The 16618-nt window shown below is 59.4% G+C and carries 18 protein-coding genes and 1 pseudogene; 8 read left to right on the top strand and 11 right to left on the bottom strand.

Annotated elements, in window-relative coordinates; all coding sequences use genetic code 11:
• Positions 1 to 112: 112 nt before the first annotated feature.
• From thiL to nrdR, 7 genes are all read right to left on the bottom strand, one after another.
• Positions 113 to 1075: a thiamine-phosphate kinase gene (gene thiL, locus ACP7BO_RS00360; RefSeq protein ID WP_426208026.1), complete on the bottom strand. Its 963-nt coding sequence runs from the start codon at positions 1073 to 1075 to the stop codon at positions 113 to 115.
• A 15-nt stretch (positions 1076 to 1090) separates the two neighbouring features.
• Positions 1091 to 1591, bottom strand: a complete 501-nt coding sequence (gene nusB, locus ACP7BO_RS00355) for a transcription antitermination factor NusB (RefSeq protein WP_060696775.1) — start codon at positions 1589 to 1591, stop codon at positions 1091 to 1093.
• Positions 1588 to 2064 (bottom strand): 6,7-dimethyl-8-ribityllumazine synthase, encoded by a 477-nt coding sequence (gene ribH / locus ACP7BO_RS00350; protein WP_016779228.1) that lies wholly within the window; start codon positions 2062 to 2064, stop codon positions 1588 to 1590. The genes nusB and ribH overlap by 4 nt, the downstream gene beginning before the upstream one ends.
• 91 nt (positions 2065 to 2155) lie before the next feature.
• Complete coding sequence (ribBA, locus tag ACP7BO_RS00345; protein WP_060696774.1) at positions 2156 to 3247, bottom strand: bifunctional 3,4-dihydroxy-2-butanone-4-phosphate synthase/GTP cyclohydrolase II; 1092 nt, start codon at positions 3245 to 3247, stop codon at positions 2156 to 2158.
• Positions 3248 to 3263: 16 nt separating this feature from the next.
• Positions 3264 to 3926 (bottom strand): riboflavin synthase, encoded by a 663-nt coding sequence (locus ACP7BO_RS00340; protein WP_019409432.1) that lies wholly within the window; start codon positions 3924 to 3926, stop codon positions 3264 to 3266.
• Positions 3927 to 3972: 46 nt separating this feature from the next.
• On the bottom strand, positions 3973 to 5106 hold the full coding sequence (gene ribD, locus ACP7BO_RS00335) for a bifunctional diaminohydroxyphosphoribosylaminopyrimidine deaminase/5-amino-6-(5-phosphoribosylamino)uracil reductase RibD (RefSeq protein ID WP_171970558.1): 1134 nt from the start codon (positions 5104 to 5106) through the stop codon (positions 3973 to 3975).
• Entirely contained in the window at positions 5103 to 5567 is a 465-nt protein-coding gene (nrdR, locus tag ACP7BO_RS00330; protein WP_003444283.1) for a transcriptional regulator NrdR, read from the bottom strand. The genes ribD and nrdR overlap by 4 nt, the downstream gene beginning before the upstream one ends.
• 139 nt (positions 5568 to 5706) lie before the next feature.
• On the opposite strand from nrdR, the gene ACP7BO_RS00325 reads away from it, so the two are divergent.
• The 3 genes and pseudogenes from ACP7BO_RS00325 to ACP7BO_RS00315 all read left to right on the top strand — a co-directional run bounded on the left by ACP7BO_RS00325 (position 5707) and on the right by ACP7BO_RS00315 (position 7749).
• Positions 5707 to 6156: a YbaY family lipoprotein gene (locus ACP7BO_RS00325; RefSeq protein WP_397455647.1), complete on the top strand. Its 450-nt coding sequence runs from the start codon at positions 5707 to 5709 to the stop codon at positions 6154 to 6156.
• A pseudogene (locus ACP7BO_RS00320) lies at positions 6153 to 6842 on the top strand (class I SAM-dependent methyltransferase). Before ACP7BO_RS00325 ends, ACP7BO_RS00320 begins: the two are co-directional and overlap by 4 nt.
• 31 nt (positions 6843 to 6873) lie before the next feature.
• Entirely contained in the window at positions 6874 to 7749 is an 876-nt protein-coding gene (locus tag ACP7BO_RS00315; RefSeq protein ID WP_397455644.1) for a tetratricopeptide repeat protein, read from the top strand.
• Positions 7750 to 7834: 85 nt separating this feature from the next.
• On the opposite strand, the gene ACP7BO_RS00310 is transcribed toward ACP7BO_RS00315, so the two are convergent.
• Positions 7835 to 8176: a hypothetical protein gene (locus tag ACP7BO_RS00310; RefSeq protein ID WP_397455643.1), complete on the bottom strand. Its 342-nt coding sequence runs from the start codon at positions 8174 to 8176 to the stop codon at positions 7835 to 7837.
• Between the two features lie 133 nt (positions 8177 to 8309).
• On the opposite strand from ACP7BO_RS00310, the gene ACP7BO_RS00305 reads away from it, so the two are divergent.
• The 5 genes from ACP7BO_RS00305 to ACP7BO_RS00285 all read left to right on the top strand — a co-directional run bounded on the left by ACP7BO_RS00305 (position 8310) and on the right by ACP7BO_RS00285 (position 12406).
• Positions 8310 to 8873, top strand: coding sequence for a DUF2796 domain-containing protein (locus ACP7BO_RS00305; RefSeq protein WP_060696768.1), 564 nt, complete (start codon positions 8310 to 8312; stop codon positions 8871 to 8873).
• Positions 8874 to 8991: 118 nt separating this feature from the next.
• A complete protein-coding gene (locus tag ACP7BO_RS00300) occupies positions 8992 to 9702 on the top strand; it encodes an ABC transporter ATP-binding protein (RefSeq protein WP_426208021.1) in 711 nt (236 codons plus the stop codon).
• Between the two features lies 1 nt (position 9703).
• Entirely contained in the window at positions 9704 to 10969 is a 1266-nt protein-coding gene (locus tag ACP7BO_RS00295; RefSeq protein ID WP_060696766.1) for an ABC transporter permease, read from the top strand.
• 10 nt (positions 10970 to 10979) lie between these two features.
• Positions 10980 to 11504: a DUF3299 domain-containing protein gene (locus ACP7BO_RS00290; RefSeq protein ID WP_073510661.1), complete on the top strand. Its 525-nt coding sequence runs from the start codon at positions 10980 to 10982 to the stop codon at positions 11502 to 11504.
• A gap of 203 nt (positions 11505 to 11707) precedes the next feature.
• Entirely contained in the window at positions 11708 to 12406 is a 699-nt protein-coding gene (locus tag ACP7BO_RS00285; RefSeq protein ID WP_060696765.1) for an OmpW/AlkL family protein, read from the top strand.
• A gap of 58 nt (positions 12407 to 12464) precedes the next feature.
• Here the strand turns inward: ACP7BO_RS00285 and ACP7BO_RS00280 are convergent, their stop codons facing one another.
• The 3 genes from ACP7BO_RS00280 to ACP7BO_RS00270 form a co-directional block, all read right to left on the bottom strand.
• Entirely contained in the window at positions 12465 to 13394 is a 930-nt protein-coding gene (locus ACP7BO_RS00280) for an NAD-dependent epimerase/dehydratase family protein (RefSeq protein WP_426208018.1), read from the bottom strand.
• Positions 13387 to 14271, bottom strand: a complete 885-nt coding sequence (locus tag ACP7BO_RS00275) for a sugar nucleotide-binding protein (RefSeq protein ID WP_426208016.1) — start codon at positions 14269 to 14271, stop codon at positions 13387 to 13389. Before ACP7BO_RS00275 ends, ACP7BO_RS00280 begins: the two co-directional genes overlap by 8 nt.
• A gap of 147 nt (positions 14272 to 14418) precedes the next feature.
• Positions 14419 to 16530: a mechanosensitive ion channel family protein gene (locus ACP7BO_RS00270; RefSeq protein ID WP_426208014.1), complete on the bottom strand. Its 2112-nt coding sequence runs from the start codon at positions 16528 to 16530 to the stop codon at positions 14419 to 14421.
• Between the last annotated feature and the right edge of the window lie 88 nt (positions 16531 to 16618).

The raw sequence follows: 16618 nt of genomic DNA, 5'->3' as shown, positions 1-16618 counted from the left end.
GAGATAAAGATCTAAAAGTTTGATAGCTCTTCCAGGCGCTGGCTTGCCAGCGATTCAGGCAACTGGGTGCATCGCTGGCAAGCCAGCTCCTACAAGTTATCTGGCCAGGTTGTTATTCACTGCGGAAGTGCTGATAGCCGCGAGTGGTCGGGGTGATGTCCCGGCCATCGACGTCCAGCAAGCCAACACCCTGCCCTTCAACCACTCGGCCAATCACATGAATCGGCCAGCCATCTGCCAGCAGGGTCGGCAATTCGACGGCCGCCAAGGTGAACGCCAGCACGTAGTCGTCACCTCCACTCAACGCCGCTTGCTGCGCATCGGCGTCACCCAGGAACTCTTGCAAGGCGAGCGAAACCGGTATGCGGTCGTTTTCGATCAGCAAGCGGACTTTCGACGCCAGGGCAATATGCCCGCAGTCGGCCAGCAGGCCATCCGAGATATCCAGCGCCGAACTGGCCTTGCCGCGCAGTGCCTGGCCCAGCGCCAATTGCGGTTGCGGCGACCAGTAGTGCGCCAGCAACGGCTCGGCGATGGCGGGTGTGGCGCTGCACTGGCCGAGGACCAGAGGCAAGGCGCCAGCGGCATTGCCCAGCTCGCCACCAACGCACAGCAAGTCGCCGGGTCGGGCTGCGCTGCGGGTCAATGCCTGACCCCTAGGAACGCGACCGAAGACCGTCAGCGTCAGGCACAGCGGACCGCGGGTGGTATCACCACCGATCAGGCGCAGGCCGCAGCCTTGAGCCATCAGGTTCAAACCACGGGCGAACGCTTGCAACCAGTCGGCTTCAACCGCAGGCAAGGTCAGGGCAAGGGTAAAAGCGAGGGGAGTTGCGCCCATGGCCGCCAAATCGCTGGCCGCCACTGCCAGCGAACGCTGACCGAGCAAGAAAGGGTCGCAAGGATCTGCGAAGTGCACCCCGGCTACCAGGGTGTCGGTGGAAATCGCCAGTTGTTCCCCGAAAGGAACATCCAGCAGGGCACAGTCGTCGCCGATGCCCAGAGCAACACCCTCGCCGCCCTGCGCACAAGGCGCGGCAGCGAAGAAGTTACGGATCAGCTCGAACTCGCCCATGGCCGACAGCGCTGGTTAGCGCTTGTAAGCCTTGACTTCAGCTTCACGCAGGCGCGGCGCCAGTTTGTCGAGTACACCGTTGACGAACTTGTGGCCGTCGGTAGAACCAAACACTTTCGCCAGCTCGATGCCTTCGTTGATCACAACGCGGTAAGGCACGTCGACACGCTTCATCAGCTCCCAGGTGGACAGGCGCAGAACGCAGAGCTCAACCGGGTCGAGTTCTTCGATGGTGATGTCCAGGCAAGGCGCCAGAACAGCATCGATTTCAACCAGGTTCGCCGGAACACCGTGCAGGATTTCCCGGAAGTAAGCGGCATCAACGTCGGAGAAGTCGTTATCGACGCGGAACTGCGCTTCGATTTCGTTCAACGATTGCTTGGCCATGTGCCGCTGATACAGCGCCTGAGTCGCGAGTTGACGCGCCTCACGGCGCTTGGCGCTCTTGGATGGCTTGCCAGCGTCCGCAGGTTTCGGGTCGCGCGGGTTGAAACGATCGCTTTCGTCGGAAATCACTTGGCCTCCAACTGTGCCAACAGGCTGACCATTTCAAGGGCGGACAAGGCAGCTTCAGCGCCTTTGTTACCGGCTTTAGTGCCGGAACGCTCAATGGCCTGCTCGATCGAATCGACCGTCAACACACCGAATGCAACCGGTACGCCGAACTGCATGGACACTTGGGACAAGCCCTTGGTGCACTCGCCGGCAACGTATTCGAAGTGCGGGGTACCGCCACGAATCACGGCGCCCAGAGCGATGATGGCGGCGAATTCGTTGCGCTGGGCAACCTTTTGCGCAACCAGCGGGATTTCGAACGCGCCAGGAGCACGGACGATGGTGATGTCGCTTTCGTTCACACCGTGGCGAACCAGGGCATCAACGGCACCACTCACCAGGCTTTCGACGACGAAGCTGTTGAAGCGGCCAACTACCAGAGCGTAGCGACCTTTGGGGGCGATGAAGGTACCTTCGATGGTCTTCAGGGTCATTCGGTATGTCTCGTATTAAAGAGCCAGAACGCACTCGCGTGCGTTCTTTAAGGATATTGGGCCACGAATTCGGACAGGACACGACCGGTCTTTATTCGGAGGGCACGTATTCTACAACTTCCAGATCGAAACCGGATATGGCATTGAACTTCATTGGTGAACTCATCAAGCGCATTTTGCGCACGCCCAGGTCACGCAGGATCTGCGAACCGGCACCCACGATGCTGTAAGTGGTCGGTTTTTTCGCCGGCACCTGGTCAGCGGTTTCGCGAATATGGGCCAGCAATACATCACCGTCGAGCGGGTGACCCAGCAACAGCACCACCCCGCTGCCAGCCTCTGCCACCGCAGTCATGGCGGCGCGCAGGCTCCAGCGGCCGGGCTGGCGGACCATCAGCAAGTCACGCAGCGGGTCCATGTTATGCACACGCACCAGCGTCGGTTCTTCGGCGCAAATCTTGCCCAGGGTCAGTGCCATGTGCACATCGCCTTCGACTGAATCACGATAGGTCACCAGGTTGAATTGGCCCAGTTCGCTGTCCAGTGGCTGTTCGGCAATCCGCTGAACGGTACGTTCGTGGATCATGCGGTAGTGAATCAGGTCGGCAATTGTGCCGATCTTGATGCCGTGTTCGGCGGCGAAGGTTTCAAGCTCCGGGCGGCGGGCCATGGTGCCGTCGTCGTTCATTACTTCACAGATCACGCCGCTCGGCTCGAACCCGGCCATGCGCGCCAGGTCGCAGGCTGCTTCGGTGTGGCCGGCGCGGGCCAGGGTACCGCCCGCTTGCGCCATCAACGGGAAGATGTGCCCCGGGCTGACGATGTCTTCCGCCCTGGCATCCTTGGCCGCTGCCGCCTGCACGGTACGGGCGCGGTCAGCTGCCGAGATGCCGGTGGTCACACCGGTGGCGGCTTCGATCGAGACCGTGAACTTGGTGCCGAAGCCGGAACCGTTGCGCGGCGCCATCAATGGCAGCTTGAGCAGTTCGCAGCGCTCGCGGCTCATCGGCATGCAGATCAGGCCACGGGCAAAGCGCGCCATGAAGTTGATGTGCTCGGCCTTGCAGCACTCGGCGGCCATGATCAGGTCGCCTTCGTTCTCGCGGTCTTCGTCATCCATCAGGATGACCATCTTGCCTTGGCGGATGTCTTCAACCAGTTCTTCGATGCTGTTGAGCGCCACGCGGCACCCCCTTAATTCAGGATTTGAGGTAGCCGTTGGCGGCCAGAAAACTTTCGCTGATGCCGCCCGAAGTTGGCTCGGCGGCTTTATCGCCCAGCAGCAGACGCTCAAGGTAGCGCGCCAGCAGGTCCACTTCGAGGTTCACCCGGCGACCTGGACGGTAGTCGTCCATGATGGTTTCGCTCAGGGTATGGGGAATGATGGTCAGCGAGAATTCGGCGCCATTGACCGAGTTCACGGTCAGGCTGGTGCCGTCGACAGTGATCGAGCCTTTGTGGGCGATGTACTTGGCCAGTTCTTTGGGAGCGCGGATGCGGAACTCGATAGCGCGGGCGTTCTCTTCCCGCGAGATCACTTCACCGACACCATCAACGTGACCGCTCACCAGATGGCCACCCAGACGCGTAGTCGGGGTCAGGGCCTTTTCCAGGTTGACCCGGCTACCGCTTTTCAAGTCATTGAACGCGGTGCAGTCGAGGGTCTCTCGGCTGACGTCAGCCATAAAACCGTTGCCCGGCAGTTCCACAGCGGTCAGGCACACGCCATTGATCGCAATGCTGTCGCCGAGTTTGACGTCGCTCAGGTCGAGCTTGCCGGTGTCTACATAAACCCGCACATCGCCGCCTTTGGGGGTCAGTGCGCGGATGCTGCCGATGGATTCAATGATGCCGGTAAACATGGCGTTCCCCTTGAGAACAGAACCTGCGTAAAACGGAGGCTGAGAATTATACGCTCGCTGATGGCACAGGTATGGCTGTGACTCGCCAGTCTTCGCCCACCGCGCGCATTTCAATGATTTTGAGCAAAGGCGCTTCGCTCATGTGGGTCAATGGCAGTTCAAGCAAGGGCCGCGCGGTAGACCCGAGGAACTTGGCAGCGATAAAAATCTGGTACTCATCGACCAGACCTTGCTCGGCAAACGCCCCGGCCAGACGCGGCCCGGCCTCAACCAGTACTTCGTTGACCCCGCGGGCGGCCAGCGCCACCAGCAGCTTGCGTAAATCGACCTGGCCGTTGGCACCGTGAATCACCAGGCACTCGGGCCCCGTGCGGTATTGCTCGGCGGGAGGTACACAGGTGGCAACCAGCGCCGGGCCTGCCTTGAAAAACGGCGCATCCAGCGGCACCCGCAAACGCCCGTCAATCAGCACCCGCAACGGTGGGCGGCTCAATGCCAGCGCGGTCAGCTCGGGGCTCAAACCCAGCTCGGGACCACGCACGGTGAGACGGGCGCCGTCGGCCAGGACCGTGTCGGCCCCGGTCAACACAACGCTGGCCTGGGCCCGCAGCCGCTGCACCGCTGAGCGCGCCGCAGGGCCGGTGATCCATTGGCTTTCGCCATTGGCCATTGCCGTGCGGCCATCAAGACTCATCGCCAGCTTGACCCGCACAAACGGCAGACCGTGCTCCATTCGCTTGAGGAAGCCGGGGTTCAGCGCCCGGGCTTCGTTCTCCAGCACGCCGCTGCACACCTCGACCCCGGCATCCGCCAGACGCTTGAGACCGCGCCCGGCAACTTCGGGATTGGGGTCCTGCATGCCAGCAACGACGCGCGCCACGCCCGCATGGAGCAAGCCGTCGGCACAGGGCGGGGTGTGACCATGGTGGCTGCACGGTTCCAGCGTGACGTATGCAGTAGCGCCACGGGCCAGCTCGCCCGCCGCACGCAAGGCGTGAACTTCGGCATGGGGTTCGCCCGTACGCACATGCCAGCCTTCGCCGACAATCTGTCCGTCACGCACGATCACGCAACCGACACGCGGGTTGGGATGGGTCGTGTACAGGCCGTTACGCGCCAGCTCGATGGCACGCGCCATGTAATGGGCATCTAAAATGGATTGCTCTGTAGTTACAGTCATTCTTTGGAAGGCTCACGGGCGAGTCGGTCGATCTCTTCGCGGAACTCGTTGAGGTCCTGGAAGCGTCGATAGACAGAGGCAAAACGGATATAGGCCACTTCATCGAGCTTTTGCAGCTCGCCCATGACCAGCTCACCGACAACCAGCGATTTGACTTCGCGTTCGCCGGTGGCGCGCAGCTTACTCTTGATATGCGCCAGCGCAGCTTCCAGTCGCTCGACACTGACCGGGCGCTTTTCCAGCGCCCGCTGCATGCCGGCGCGCAGTTTTTCTTCGTCGAAAGGCTGACGGCTGCCGTCTTGCTTGATAAGGCGCGGTAACACCAACTCGGCTGTTTCAAAGGTGGTGAAACGCTCACCACAGGCCAGGCATTCACGCCGGCGGCGCACCTGATCGCCCTCGGCGACCAGACGCGAGTCGATGACTTTAGTGTCGTTGGCACCGCAGAAGGGACAGTGCATGGTGGCGGCAACAAAAAATGGGGAGTGCCATGGTAGCGCATCCCACTGGCAAGACAAGCCATAGGCTTTACGGTATACAGTCCGCCTACTATGTTTCACACCATCTGATACATCGACAGACCTGCCGCTGGAGCCTTCCATGTCGCTACGAACGCTTGTTTTACTGTGCCTGGCCGGTTGCCTGGTCGCCTGTAGCAGTGAACCGCCAAAACCGGTGCAGACTCAGGTACTGGCGCAGCCTAAAACTGATGCTCCGAAAGACCTCGGGCCACTGCCGGCCTACCAGCGTGAGCTCAGCGGTGTATTGACCGGCGTACCTGCAGGGGCCGAGGTTGAGCTGGCGATGCTGATCATTGACGAGCGCGGTCGCCCGCAAGGCCTGATGGCCAGCAGCAAGATCATCGGCAATAGCCAGCCGCTGCCGTTCAAGCTGCGTTTTAACCCCGAAGCATTCCCCGCCGGCGCGCGGGTTGAACTGCGCGGGCGCGCCAGCCAGTCCGGGCAGCTGATCCTGCATCTGCCCTCAAAAATAATCAGCCAGCCCGCGACTCAGGCCATGGGTACGCTGGCCTTTGTCCAGGCGCCATGAACACGCCGCTGGATCTTCAACAGTCATTGAGTGAATTGTTGGGCGACGCTCGCCTGGTCGTTACGGACTTGCCTGACACAGCACTCAAGCTCTGGCTGATTGATCCGCAAAACATGGACCGTTCGTTCACGGCCGACGAGACCCGGCGCATCCTTTACGAGCCACCGTACTGGGCGTTTTGCTGGGCCAGCGGCCTGGCTCTGGCACGTTATCTGGCCGAGCAGCCGCACTGGGTGCAAGGCAAGCGCGTGCTGGATTTTGGCGCGGGTTCCGGGGTGGCGGCGATCGCGGCGGCCAGGGCCGGTGCCCTCGAAGTGCTGGCGTGCGATCTTGACCCGCTGGCGCTGGCTGCCTGCAGGGCGAATGCCTAACTCAACGATGTGCAGTTGCATTACTCCAGCGACTTTTTCGCCGAGGCTGACCGCTTCGACCTGGTCCTGGTGGCGGACGTGCTTTACGACCGTGAAAACCTGCCACTGCTGGATCAGTTTTTAACCCGTGGCCAACAGACACTGGTCGCCGATTCCCGGGTGCGCGACTTCAAGCATCCGCTGTACCGCCAGCTGGACAGTCTCAAGGCATTGACCCTGCCGGATCTGGCCGAGCCCCACGAGTTTCGTCATGTAAGCCTGTATCACGCACAACGTGGGCCTGCGCCTTTCAGCCTGCCCGTACAGCCTTTATAGTTGCCCTCATTTACCTGTTTCGAGACACATAATGAATCAGCCTACGCCTTCTTACAGTTTCGACGTGACCTCTGCCGACTTCGACAGACTGGTTGTCCAGGCCTCGTTCGAGCAGCCCGTTCTGGTGGATTTCTGGGCCGAATGGTGTGCCCCGTGCAAGGTGATGCTGCCGATCCTGGAGCAAATTGCCGAGGACTATCAGGGCGAGTTGCTGCTGGCCAAGGTCAATTGCGAAGTCGAACAGGACATCGTGGGCCGTATCGGCATTCAGACCCTGCCCACAGTGGTGCTGTTTAAAGACGGCAAAGTGGTGGATGGCTTCCAGGAAGCGCAACCCGAATCAGCCATCCGCGCGATGCTCGCGCCTCATGTGGTGATGCCCGAGCCTGCGGCCGAAGACCCGATGGTGCAAGCCCGGGCGCTGTTTGCCGAAAGTCGTTTTGCTGATGCCGAAGCCCTGCTCAAAAGCATCCTGACCGAAGACAACACAAATGCCGGCGCACTGATTCTGTATGGCCGCTGCCTCGCCGAACGCGGTGAACTCACCGAAGCACAAGCTGTGCTGGACGCCGTTAAAAGTGACGAGCACAAAGCCGAACTGGCCGGGGCCAAGGCGCAATTGACGTTCCTGCGTCAGGCTGCGGATTTGCCGGATGTGGCGGATTTGAAAACCCGCGTGGCGCAAAACCCGCAAGACGACGAAGCGGCTTACCAGTTGGCGATTCAACAATTGGCGCGCCAGCAATATGAAGGGGCTCTGGACGGACTGCTGAAGCTGTTCACCCGTAACCGCAGCTACAACGAAGGCATCACCCACAAGACCTTGCTGCAGGTCTTCGACCTGCTGGGCAACGATCATCCGCTGGTGACAACCTACCGCCGCAAATTGTTTGCTGCGCTGTACTAGAGATGGAACTGTAGGAGCGAGCTTGCTCGCGAGGGGTTAAAGGCTCGCGAGCAAGCACGCTCCTACGGGTTTTGCGTCATCTTCGCTATTCGATCCAGCTGTAAATCGGTGAGTCCGTACCGCTCACCACCTTCACTTCATTGCAATGGCGCAGGCGGACCAGCAAGCGTTTGCCCGCGCCGGTACTGCCGGTCAGCGCTTGCAACTGGTCGAGCAACTCAGGCCCGCTGATCTGCCCTGCCTTGCGCAGCAAGTCTTTAGTGGTTTCCCACACGGCATCATCCTGATTCACCGGCCTGGCAGGCGGTGGGCTGACCCGCGTGTCACTGACCTGCAACTGCGCCCCCAGCGCGGCCCAGTCGCTGTCATCCAGCTCCACCGTCAAGTCCACCGGCCAGTCGCCGATTGTTCCGCGAATGCGCACCATCGTTCTACTCCTCAAATTTCATGAAACCATGCTCCCATGCGTCTTGCGTAACGCCAAGCACACGGGCAAACTCTCGCAACCATTGTTATAAGATCACATAACAAAATATATCTACCCTTGCCGGAGTCACGCTATGCGCCGTTTGCTTCTTGCTTTGCCGTTTGCCTTGTTGCCGCTGGCCGTGGCGCATGCCGATGATGATCACGACCATGAACACGCCAGCCTTGGAGCCCACGAGCATGGTGTGGGCAGCCTGGATGTGGCGCTCGACGGCCAGACGCTGGAGCTGGACCTCGATGGCCCGGCAATGAACCTGGTCGGGTTTGAACACATCGCCACTACCGATGCTGACAAGGCCAAAGTCGCGGCCGCTCAAGCCCAACTGGGCAACCCGCTGGTATTGTTCAGCCTGCCCAAAGCTGCCGATTGCAGTGTTGAAGCCCAGGACCTGCAGAGCCCGCTGTTTGAAGCCGCCCCTGAAGAGGCTGGCGGTGTGGCAAAAGGCGAGCACCATCACAGCGATATCGAAGCCCACTATGCCTTCACCTGCAGCAAACCCGAGGCGCTGAAGACGCTGGATCTGAGCAAGTTCTTCAAGACTTTCCCGGGCACCCATAAAATCAAGGTACAACTGATCGGCTCCAGTGGTCAGCAAGGTGTCGAAGCCACACCTCAAGCCCCCACCGTCAAGTTCTGACCGGACCCAAAATGTAGGAGCGAGCTTGCTCGCGAGTTCTTCCATGTCGCGATGAAGAGCTCGCTCCTACAGACAGCAGTCCGTTATCCGCACCTTATACAGGCGATTTCTCTTCCCCATGACCCAAGCACTTATCGAACTCAATGACCTGAGTTTCAGTTGGCCGGGGCAGCCCGTGTTGCTGGATATCCCGGCGTTCCGCCTGGAGCCGGGTGAAACCCTGTTCCTCAAGGGGCCCAGCGGCAGCGGCAAAACCACCTTGCTGGGCTTGCTCGGCGGCGTGCAAAAAGCCGATAGCGGCACGATCCGCCTGCTCGGACAGGAACTGAGCGATCTCGGCTCGGGTGCTCGCGATCGCTTTCGGGTCGATCACACCGGTTATATCTTTCAGCAATTCAATTTGCTGCCGTTTTTATCGGTACGCGAGAACGTTGAACTGCCTTGTCACTTCTCCAGGCTTCGCGCCAGCCGCGCCGTGCAACGCCACGGCAGTGTGGATAACGCCGCGCAAACCTTGCTCGCGCACCTGGGTCTCAAAGACCCGGCATTGCTGGAGCGACGTGCCGACTCCCTGTCGATTGGCCAGCAGCAACGGGTCGCCGCTGCCCGCGCCCTGATCGGCCAGCCCGAGCTGGTGATCGCCGATGAGCCTACCTCGGCCCTCGATGCCGACGCGCGCGAAGCATTTATCCAGTTGCTGTTTGCTGAATGCCGCGAGGCGGGCGCCAGCCTGCTGTTTGTGAGCCACGATCAAAGTCTGGCCCCCCTGTTCGACCGTAATCTGTCGTTGTCCGAACTCAATCGTGCCGCCACGTCGGCAGAGGTCTGAGATGTATCTGTTTCGACTAGCCCTGGCCAGCCTGGCTAACCGTCGCTTCACCGCGATCCTGACCGCCTTCGCCATCGCCCTGTCGGTGTGCCTGTTGCTGGCGGTCGAGCGGGTGCGCACCGAAGCCCGCGCCAGCTTTGCCAGCACCATCAGTGGCACTGACCTGATCGTGGGCGCACGCTCCGGCTCGGTCAATTTGCTGTTGTACTCGGTGTTTCGCATCGGGAATGCCACCAACAATATTCGCTGGGACAGCTTTGAGCACTTTGCCAACAATCCGAAAGTGAAATGGGCGATTCCCATGTCACTGGGCGACTCACATCGCGGTTATCGGGTGATGGGCACCAGCGAGGCGTATTTCGAGCACTATCAGTACGGTCATCGGCAAAACCTCCAACTGGCCAGCGGCCGTGCCTTCGCCACCGACCCTTTTGAGGTGGTACTGGGTGCCGAAGTCGCCGATGCACTGCATTACAAGCTGGGCGACAAGCTGGTACTGGCCCATGGCGTGGCGGCCGTCAGCCTGGTGAAACATGATGACAAACCGTTCACCGTGGTCGGCATTCTCAAACGCACCGGCACCCCGGTCGACCGTACGCTGCATATCAGCCTGGGCGGCATGGAAGCGATTCACATCGACTGGCATAACGGCGTGCCTGCCCGTGGTGCCGGGCGGATCAGTGCCGATCAGGCCCGCAATATGGACCTCACCCCGCAGGCCATCACCGCCTTTATGCTGGGTCTGAACAGCAAAATCTCGACCTTTGCCTTGCAGCGTGAAATCAATGATTTCCGCGGTGAACCGATGATGGCAATTTTGCCCGGGGTGGCTCTGCAAGAACTCTGGAGCTTGATGAGCACCGCTGAAAAAGCATTGTTCGTGGTGTCGCTGTTTGTAGTGCTGACCGGCTTGATCGGCATGCTCACTGCGATTTTGACCAGTCTCAATGAACGTCGGCGCGAGATGGCGATTCTGCGCTCGGTGGGTGCCCGGCCATGGCATATCGCAACCTTGCTGATATTCGAGGCGCTGGCATTGGCATTGGCCGGCGTGGTGGCGGGCGTCGGGTTGCTGTACCTGTGCATCGCCGTGGCCCAGGGGTATGTGCAATCCAATTACGGGCTGTATTTGCCACTGGCCTGGCCCAGTGAATATGAATGGACGTTGCTTGGCGGTATCCTTGCCGCTGCCCTGCTGATGGGCTGCGTGCCGGCATGGCGCGCCTACCGACAATCGCTGGCCGATGGTCTGTCCATTCGTTTATGAAACCGGGGTTATGAAAATGTCCGTGTTGCCACGCGTGCTGCTGGCATTGCTTGTGCTGCTCACCACTCCTTTGTGGGCAGCAGAGCCGAAAGAGTTGACGTGGTCGGAGATGATTCCGCCCGACGCGCCGCCTGAAGTGCCGGACATGGCACCGCTGCACGACCTGTCACAGATGGGCGACATGGAGGCCGCTCCGGCAGCCAGACAGGACTTGCCCAACGCGCCGGTGGTGACGACGCTGGACGGCCAGTTGATTCGCTTGCCGGGTTATATCGTGCCGCTAGAGGTCAATGAGCAAGGCCGCACTACCGAGTTTCTACTGGTGCCCTACTTCGGCGCGTGTATCCACGTGCCACCACCACCGTCGAACCAGATCGTGCATGTAACCAGCAAGGCCGGGGTGCAGGTCGACGAGCTGTATCAGCCGTACTGGATCGAAGGGGCGATGCAGGTCAAATCCAGCACCAGTGAACTGGCTGATGCGGGTTACCAGATGGATGCGCAAAAGATCGTAGTATACGAACTGCCCGAGTGACCCCACCCATCTGTAGGAGCGAGCTTGCCTCGCGATCTTTTGTCTTTAAAAGATCGCGAGGCAAGCTCGCTCCTACAGGGAGATCGGGGGTTAATTCACGAATTTTTCACAAACTCACCGTTCATTGAGCTGGGTCAACTGAGTGAGGCCAGGCGCTCTTTACCATTGGTTATATAAATTTTAAATATCCCAATGGAGCTCCCATGCACAAGTCTTTGCTCAGCGCTGCCGCCCTTGCGCTCGCCGTCGTCGCCCCGCTTGCCCACGCACACACTGAAGGCGACATTATCCTGCGTGCCGGTGCTATTACGGTAAACCCGAAAGCCGACAGTTCCAGCGTCAAGGTTGATCAAGGCCCGCTGGCTGGCGCGAATCTGGGTGGCAAGGCGACCATGAGCAGCGACACGCAATTGGGTCTGAACTTTGCGTACATGATCACTGACCATGTCGGTATTGAACTGCTGGCAGCCACGCCGTTTGAGCATGACGTGAAACTTAAAGGCACCGCCTTGTCTGCGGCCAACGGCAAGTTGGGCAGCCTCAAACACTTGCCACCGACCCTTAGCGTTGTTTACTACCCGCTGGACTCCAAGTCGGTGTTCCAGCCTTACGTCGGTGCCGGTATCAACTACACCTGGATCTATGACGAGCACGTCGGCAGCAGCGCCAGCGCAGCAGGCTTTGACAACTTCAAGGCAAAAAACTCGTGGGGCATGGCATTTCAGATCGGTGCTGACTACATGCTGACCGATAACATCCTGATCAACGCCCAGGCCCGCTATATCGATATCGATACCCGCGCCACAGTGGAAAACAACGCAGTTGCACCTGGCACCCGCGCCAAGGTCAACGTAGACGTGGACCCGTTCGTTTACATGGTTGGTGTGGGTTACAAGTTCTAAGCCGCATCCAGCATAAAAAAGGCGCCTTTGAAGGCGCCTTTTTTGTGGCCGACGGTTTTTAGCGCCCGAGCAAACGCGCCAGACCGACACTCATTGGCGTGGTTTCACCCAGCGTGAAACGTTGCAACAGCCGAGTGTTGTCGGCACGCGAATGGCGGATATCACCAGAGCGGGCCGGGGCGTAGCTGATCGGTGGCAGCTGGCCAACCACTTCGCTCAACGCCTCGAGCATTTGCTTGAGAGTCGTGGATTTGTTCAGGCCAACATTGACCGCCCCCTCTTCAACCTGTCGGGCTTCGACAGCCTGAACCAGGATCTGTACCAGGTCGCCAACGTAGATGAAGTCCCGGGTTTGCTCGCCATCGCCAAAAATGGTGATTGGCAGGCCCTTTACCGCACGCTCGCTAAAGATGCTGATAACGCCGGAGTACGGCGATGACGGATCCTGACGCGGGCCAAAGACATTGAAAAATCGGAAAATAGCCGGTTCAAACCCGTGCTGGCGGCGGTAGAAATCCAGATAGTACTCACTGGACAACTTGTCGGACGCATAAGGGGTTAACGGTGCCTTGGGGGTGTCTTCAACGATCGACTCGCCTTCACCGTTATTGCCATAGACCGCGGCACTGGAAGCAAAAACAACTCGTTTGATACCGGCTTCGCGCATGCCTTCACACACGTTGAGGGTGCCGACAAAGTTGCTTTGGTGGGTACGTGCCGGGTCGTCTACCGAGGCTTGTACCGAGGCCACTGCAGCCAGGTGAACCACAGCGCTGCAACCGGCCATGACCCTGGTAACCAGCGCAGCATCCGCCACGTCACCTTCGATCAGCTCGACCTTGGGATTGTCCATGGGCAGGTTGCTGCGCTTGCCGGTGGACATGTCGTCGAGAATGCGTACGGCGTAGCCTTTAGCCAACAAGGCGTCTACCAGGTTGGAACCGATAAATCCGGCGCCGCCGGTCACTAATACGAGTGAATCAGCCATGACGATAAAGTCCGTCCAGTAATGTCGGGAGTGCCGCACGCCAGGCGCGAGGCTTGATCCCGAAGGTGTGAAGAATTTTTTTGCAGGCCAGCACTGCATGCTGGGGCTCTTCAGCCGCGTCCGGGCATGCCGCATGTGCCTGCGGTGTAGGAGCTTCGATCGCCAGCGGGCGCAGGCTGCGCGCTTCGCTCAGGATCGCCTGCCCCAGCGCCAGCGGCGTGGTCGCTTCATGCCCGCCGTAGTGATAGGTACCCCAAAGCGGCGCGGCGCAATCCAGTTGCTTGAGCACAGAGATAATCACCCGTGCGGCGTCATCTACCGGTGTCGGGTTGCCCCGTCGATCATCGGCCATCAGCAACTCCCCCGGCTTTTCGGCCTGGGCCAGGAACCGCCCGAGGGTGCCCTCGGCACTGTCATCAAGTAACCAGCCGAAACGCAGCAGCACGTGCTGCGGGCAAATAGCCCGCACACTCTGTTCGATCCGCCACAGAGCCTGACCGCGCAACCCGAGCGGGACAGGTTCGTCCTTCTCGCTGTAGGCCGTCGCCCGCGAGCCGTCGAAAACCCGATAGCTGGAAGGTTGCAGCAAAATGATGTTGTGGTGCTGGCACAGTTCGGCCAGACGCTCGACAGAGCGCTCCTGGCCAGCAAGACGGGACTCGCTTACTGCCTGCGCCTGAAACCAGTCGAAGTAGTACGCAAGGTTGATGACCGCATCGGGGCGGGTGTCATCCAGCAGTTGCGTCAGGCTCGCAGCGTCCCAACCGTCTTGCGGCGGACGCGGGGCAAGGAAATTAATGTCTTCCTCGGCACCCTGACGAATCAGCGCCTGCCCAAGAGCATTTCCGCCGCCCAATAACATAAGGCGCATTCGCATAGAGTGTGCAGGCTCAGTCTATTCAGAACGGTGATGTATACCAGAAAACCAACGGTGAAAGCGGTTGGCCATGATCAAGACCCCCGTATTTTGCGGGTTTATGGACCCGCCGTCACTGACAAACTGCAGCCCGGCGAGTCCATCGCTTCACTGCGACTGCGCTGGTAGGTCGGTGAGGAGTAACCTGGAGGGCTGCTGCTCTGCAGCCGGCGCCGGTTCACTGATATCACGCACGGGCATCAGGAACCCCTGTGGATAATGTTGCGCAAAGTGGACATCGTCACACTTATCCACAAGCTTTTTGAGCCGGTCATTAAAGGCACGACTGATAGAGCTCTGTGCCCCGGACATAGTTCTGAACTGCGCGGTAATCGTCACCCCATCCAGATTCATGCTGTCGACCCCGAAAACGGTCAGTGAGCCTTGCAGACTGAGACTGAGCAAAGAATCGTCGCTGATCTGGCGACCGGCTTCACGGATCAAATCAGTGGCTTTATCGGTATCCGTGTCGTAGGTGAACTGGACCGAGAAAAATGCGTACGCAAACTGCCGGGAATGGTTGATTACCGCCTTGATCTGGCCAAAGGGAACCGAGTGCACAAAGCCGCGCGAGTCTCGCAGGCGCAAGGTGCGAATGGTCAAGCCTTCAACGGTACCTGCATGGCTGGAGTCGATAACCACCCAATCGCCGACCGAGATCGTGTCCTCAATAATGATGAACAGGCCCGTAATGACGTCTTGTACCAGCTGTTGAGAACCAAAGCCGATTGCCAGACCGATGACGCCGGCGCCGGCAAGGAATGGGGCGACGTTGACACCCAGGTTGGCCATGGTAGTGATGGTGCAGACCACCACCAGAACGACTTTTATTGCATTGCGCATCAGCGGCAGGATGGTTTTGATTCGAGTGCTCGGCTCGCGGGTGCCATGCCTGGTAACAGAAGGTTCCAGCGCTTGCTGGATGGCCGTATCGAGCACCACCCACGCGAGCCATGTCACCAGCAGGATCAACAGGATGCGCCCCAGCGAATCGCTGATGACTTTGCCGGTATTGCTGTCTGAAGCAAACGCCAGCAGGGAAAAACCCCAGATTTGTGACAGCAGCTCGATCACAGTGACAGCCAGAGCAATACGCAGCAATGCGTAAACCACATTCAAAAAACGCTCTCGATAAATACTGGTGCGCCGGGTACGGGTACGAAATGAATGATGCAAAATCGTACTTAAAAAGACGGAGCCGATGATCAACGCTGACGTCAGCAGCGCACCGCGCAAAGCGCGCTCACTGCCCTCGCCGATCCCCAGCAAGTTGAGCGCTGTGACTACCAGCATCAGCAGAATCGGCCAGTACCAGAGCGCCGAGAAGATACGCAACGACTCCTGCAATGCAGGCTGTCCAATACGCTGCGCCAGCGCACGATCCCGAATCAGGTGCGCCACAGGCCGGCGTAACCGAATGGAGAGAAAGGCGAAAATGGTGCACGCCACGAGCCCGGTAAAAACCGACAGACAGCTCGCAATATTTTCGCCAATTTGCAGAGCAATTTGCGAGCTGTCCATTCCGTCGCTGAGCGCGGCAAAAAAGCCGATCAGGAACAGTGGCCGCCGGGAATACTTACGAATGATCTGAACGGCAATCCGCTTGTGCCCTACTTCAAACATCGAGCTGAGTGCCAGCACCAGCGCTACACAGAACACCCCGGCACTGCCCGCATACGTCAGGCTCATCCCCAGTGAGCGGCCAACGGTGTCTTGCAGAAAACGACTGGCATACAAGGTCAGCAACAGCGTCAGCACTGCGGGTAACAGGTACTGCACCATATAACCGACAAGTGCTTGTATACGCGGCCGGGTTCTGACCAGACGGGTCTCGTTAAGGTATCGCGCCAGCAAACCTCCCGACAGCATCAACCCGAAAAAAGCCCCTAACCAGATGGCTGACAACAGGAAGAAGTCGCCCACGCCGTTCCACGAGGGATGTGCTGATGACTGCTCTATCAATTCACCGACTTCATCAACAGCTTCTTCGGAGCGCAAACGCCAGGTATCGAGCAGTTGCATGCTCAGACCGAGCCGACTCTGAACCTCATCCATACCCGCACCCAAGGCACCGAGCAGGCCACCATTGACCAGCACCGGTGGTTTTCCATCCGACTCCTCTGCCTTGATGACCGAGGCCAGTGTGGGTGCCGCCTGGAGCAAGCCATTGCCTGAAAGCAACAGGATGAGAAGTACAATCGCTGTTTTGAAATTGAACAAACCCGGGGGTCCTCCTGGACATCTTTGACAGTACCGATGATGTTCGCTAATTGACTCATCGGTACTTGGGAACAGTACAGCTTAGTCA

Origin of the sequence: Pseudomonas sp. TWR2-1-1 (genome assembly GCF_049897045.1) — a bacterium.
In the GTDB taxonomy this organism is placed as follows: domain Bacteria; phylum Pseudomonadota; class Gammaproteobacteria; order Pseudomonadales; family Pseudomonadaceae; genus Aquipseudomonas; species Aquipseudomonas versuta.
Note: the sequence above shows the minus strand (reverse complement) of the source record. Positions and strands in the feature narration are given on the sequence as shown.

What these genes read in the sequence shown, in the direction of transcription:
- ACP7BO_RS00275 (WP_426208016.1), bottom strand. Translation starts at nt 14,271, where the DNA reads ATGCGAATGCGCCTTATGTTATTGGGCGGCGGAAATGCTCTTGGGCAG.
- ACP7BO_RS00315 (WP_397455644.1), top strand. Translation starts at nt 6,874, where the DNA reads ATGAATCAGCCTACGCCTTCTTACAGTTTCGACGTGACCTCTGCCGAC.
- ribH (WP_016779228.1), bottom strand. Translation starts at nt 2,064, where the DNA reads ATGACCCTGAAGACCATCGAAGGTACCTTCATCGCCCCCAAAGGTCGC.
- ACP7BO_RS00290 (WP_073510661.1), top strand. Translation starts at nt 10,980, where the DNA reads ATGAAAATGTCCGTGTTGCCACGCGTGCTGCTGGCATTGCTTGTGCTG.
- ribD (WP_171970558.1), bottom strand. Translation starts at nt 5,106, where the DNA reads ATGACTGTAACTACAGAGCAATCCATTTTAGATGCCCATTACATGGCG.
- ACP7BO_RS00280 (WP_426208018.1), bottom strand. Translation starts at nt 13,394, where the DNA reads ATGGCTGATTCACTCGTATTAGTGACCGGCGGCGCCGGATTTATCGGT.
- ACP7BO_RS00300 (WP_426208021.1), top strand. Translation starts at nt 8,992, where the DNA reads ATGACCCAAGCACTTATCGAACTCAATGACCTGAGTTTCAGTTGGCCG.
- nrdR (WP_003444283.1), bottom strand. Translation starts at nt 5,567, where the DNA reads ATGCACTGTCCCTTCTGCGGTGCCAACGACACTAAAGTCATCGACTCG.
- thiL (WP_426208026.1), bottom strand. Translation starts at nt 1,075, where the DNA reads ATGGGCGAGTTCGAGCTGATCCGTAACTTCTTCGCTGCCGCGCCTTGT.
- ACP7BO_RS00340 (WP_019409432.1), bottom strand. Translation starts at nt 3,926, where the DNA reads ATGTTTACCGGCATCATTGAATCCATCGGCAGCATCCGCGCACTGACC.
- ACP7BO_RS00310 (WP_397455643.1), bottom strand. Translation starts at nt 8,176, where the DNA reads ATGGTGCGCATTCGCGGAACAATCGGCGACTGGCCGGTGGACTTGACG.
- ACP7BO_RS00295 (WP_060696766.1), top strand. Translation starts at nt 9,704, where the DNA reads ATGTATCTGTTTCGACTAGCCCTGGCCAGCCTGGCTAACCGTCGCTTC.
- ACP7BO_RS00285 (WP_060696765.1), top strand. Translation starts at nt 11,708, where the DNA reads ATGCACAAGTCTTTGCTCAGCGCTGCCGCCCTTGCGCTCGCCGTCGTC.
- ACP7BO_RS00325 (WP_397455647.1), top strand. Translation starts at nt 5,707, where the DNA reads ATGTCGCTACGAACGCTTGTTTTACTGTGCCTGGCCGGTTGCCTGGTC.
- ACP7BO_RS00305 (WP_060696768.1), top strand. Translation starts at nt 8,310, where the DNA reads ATGCGCCGTTTGCTTCTTGCTTTGCCGTTTGCCTTGTTGCCGCTGGCC.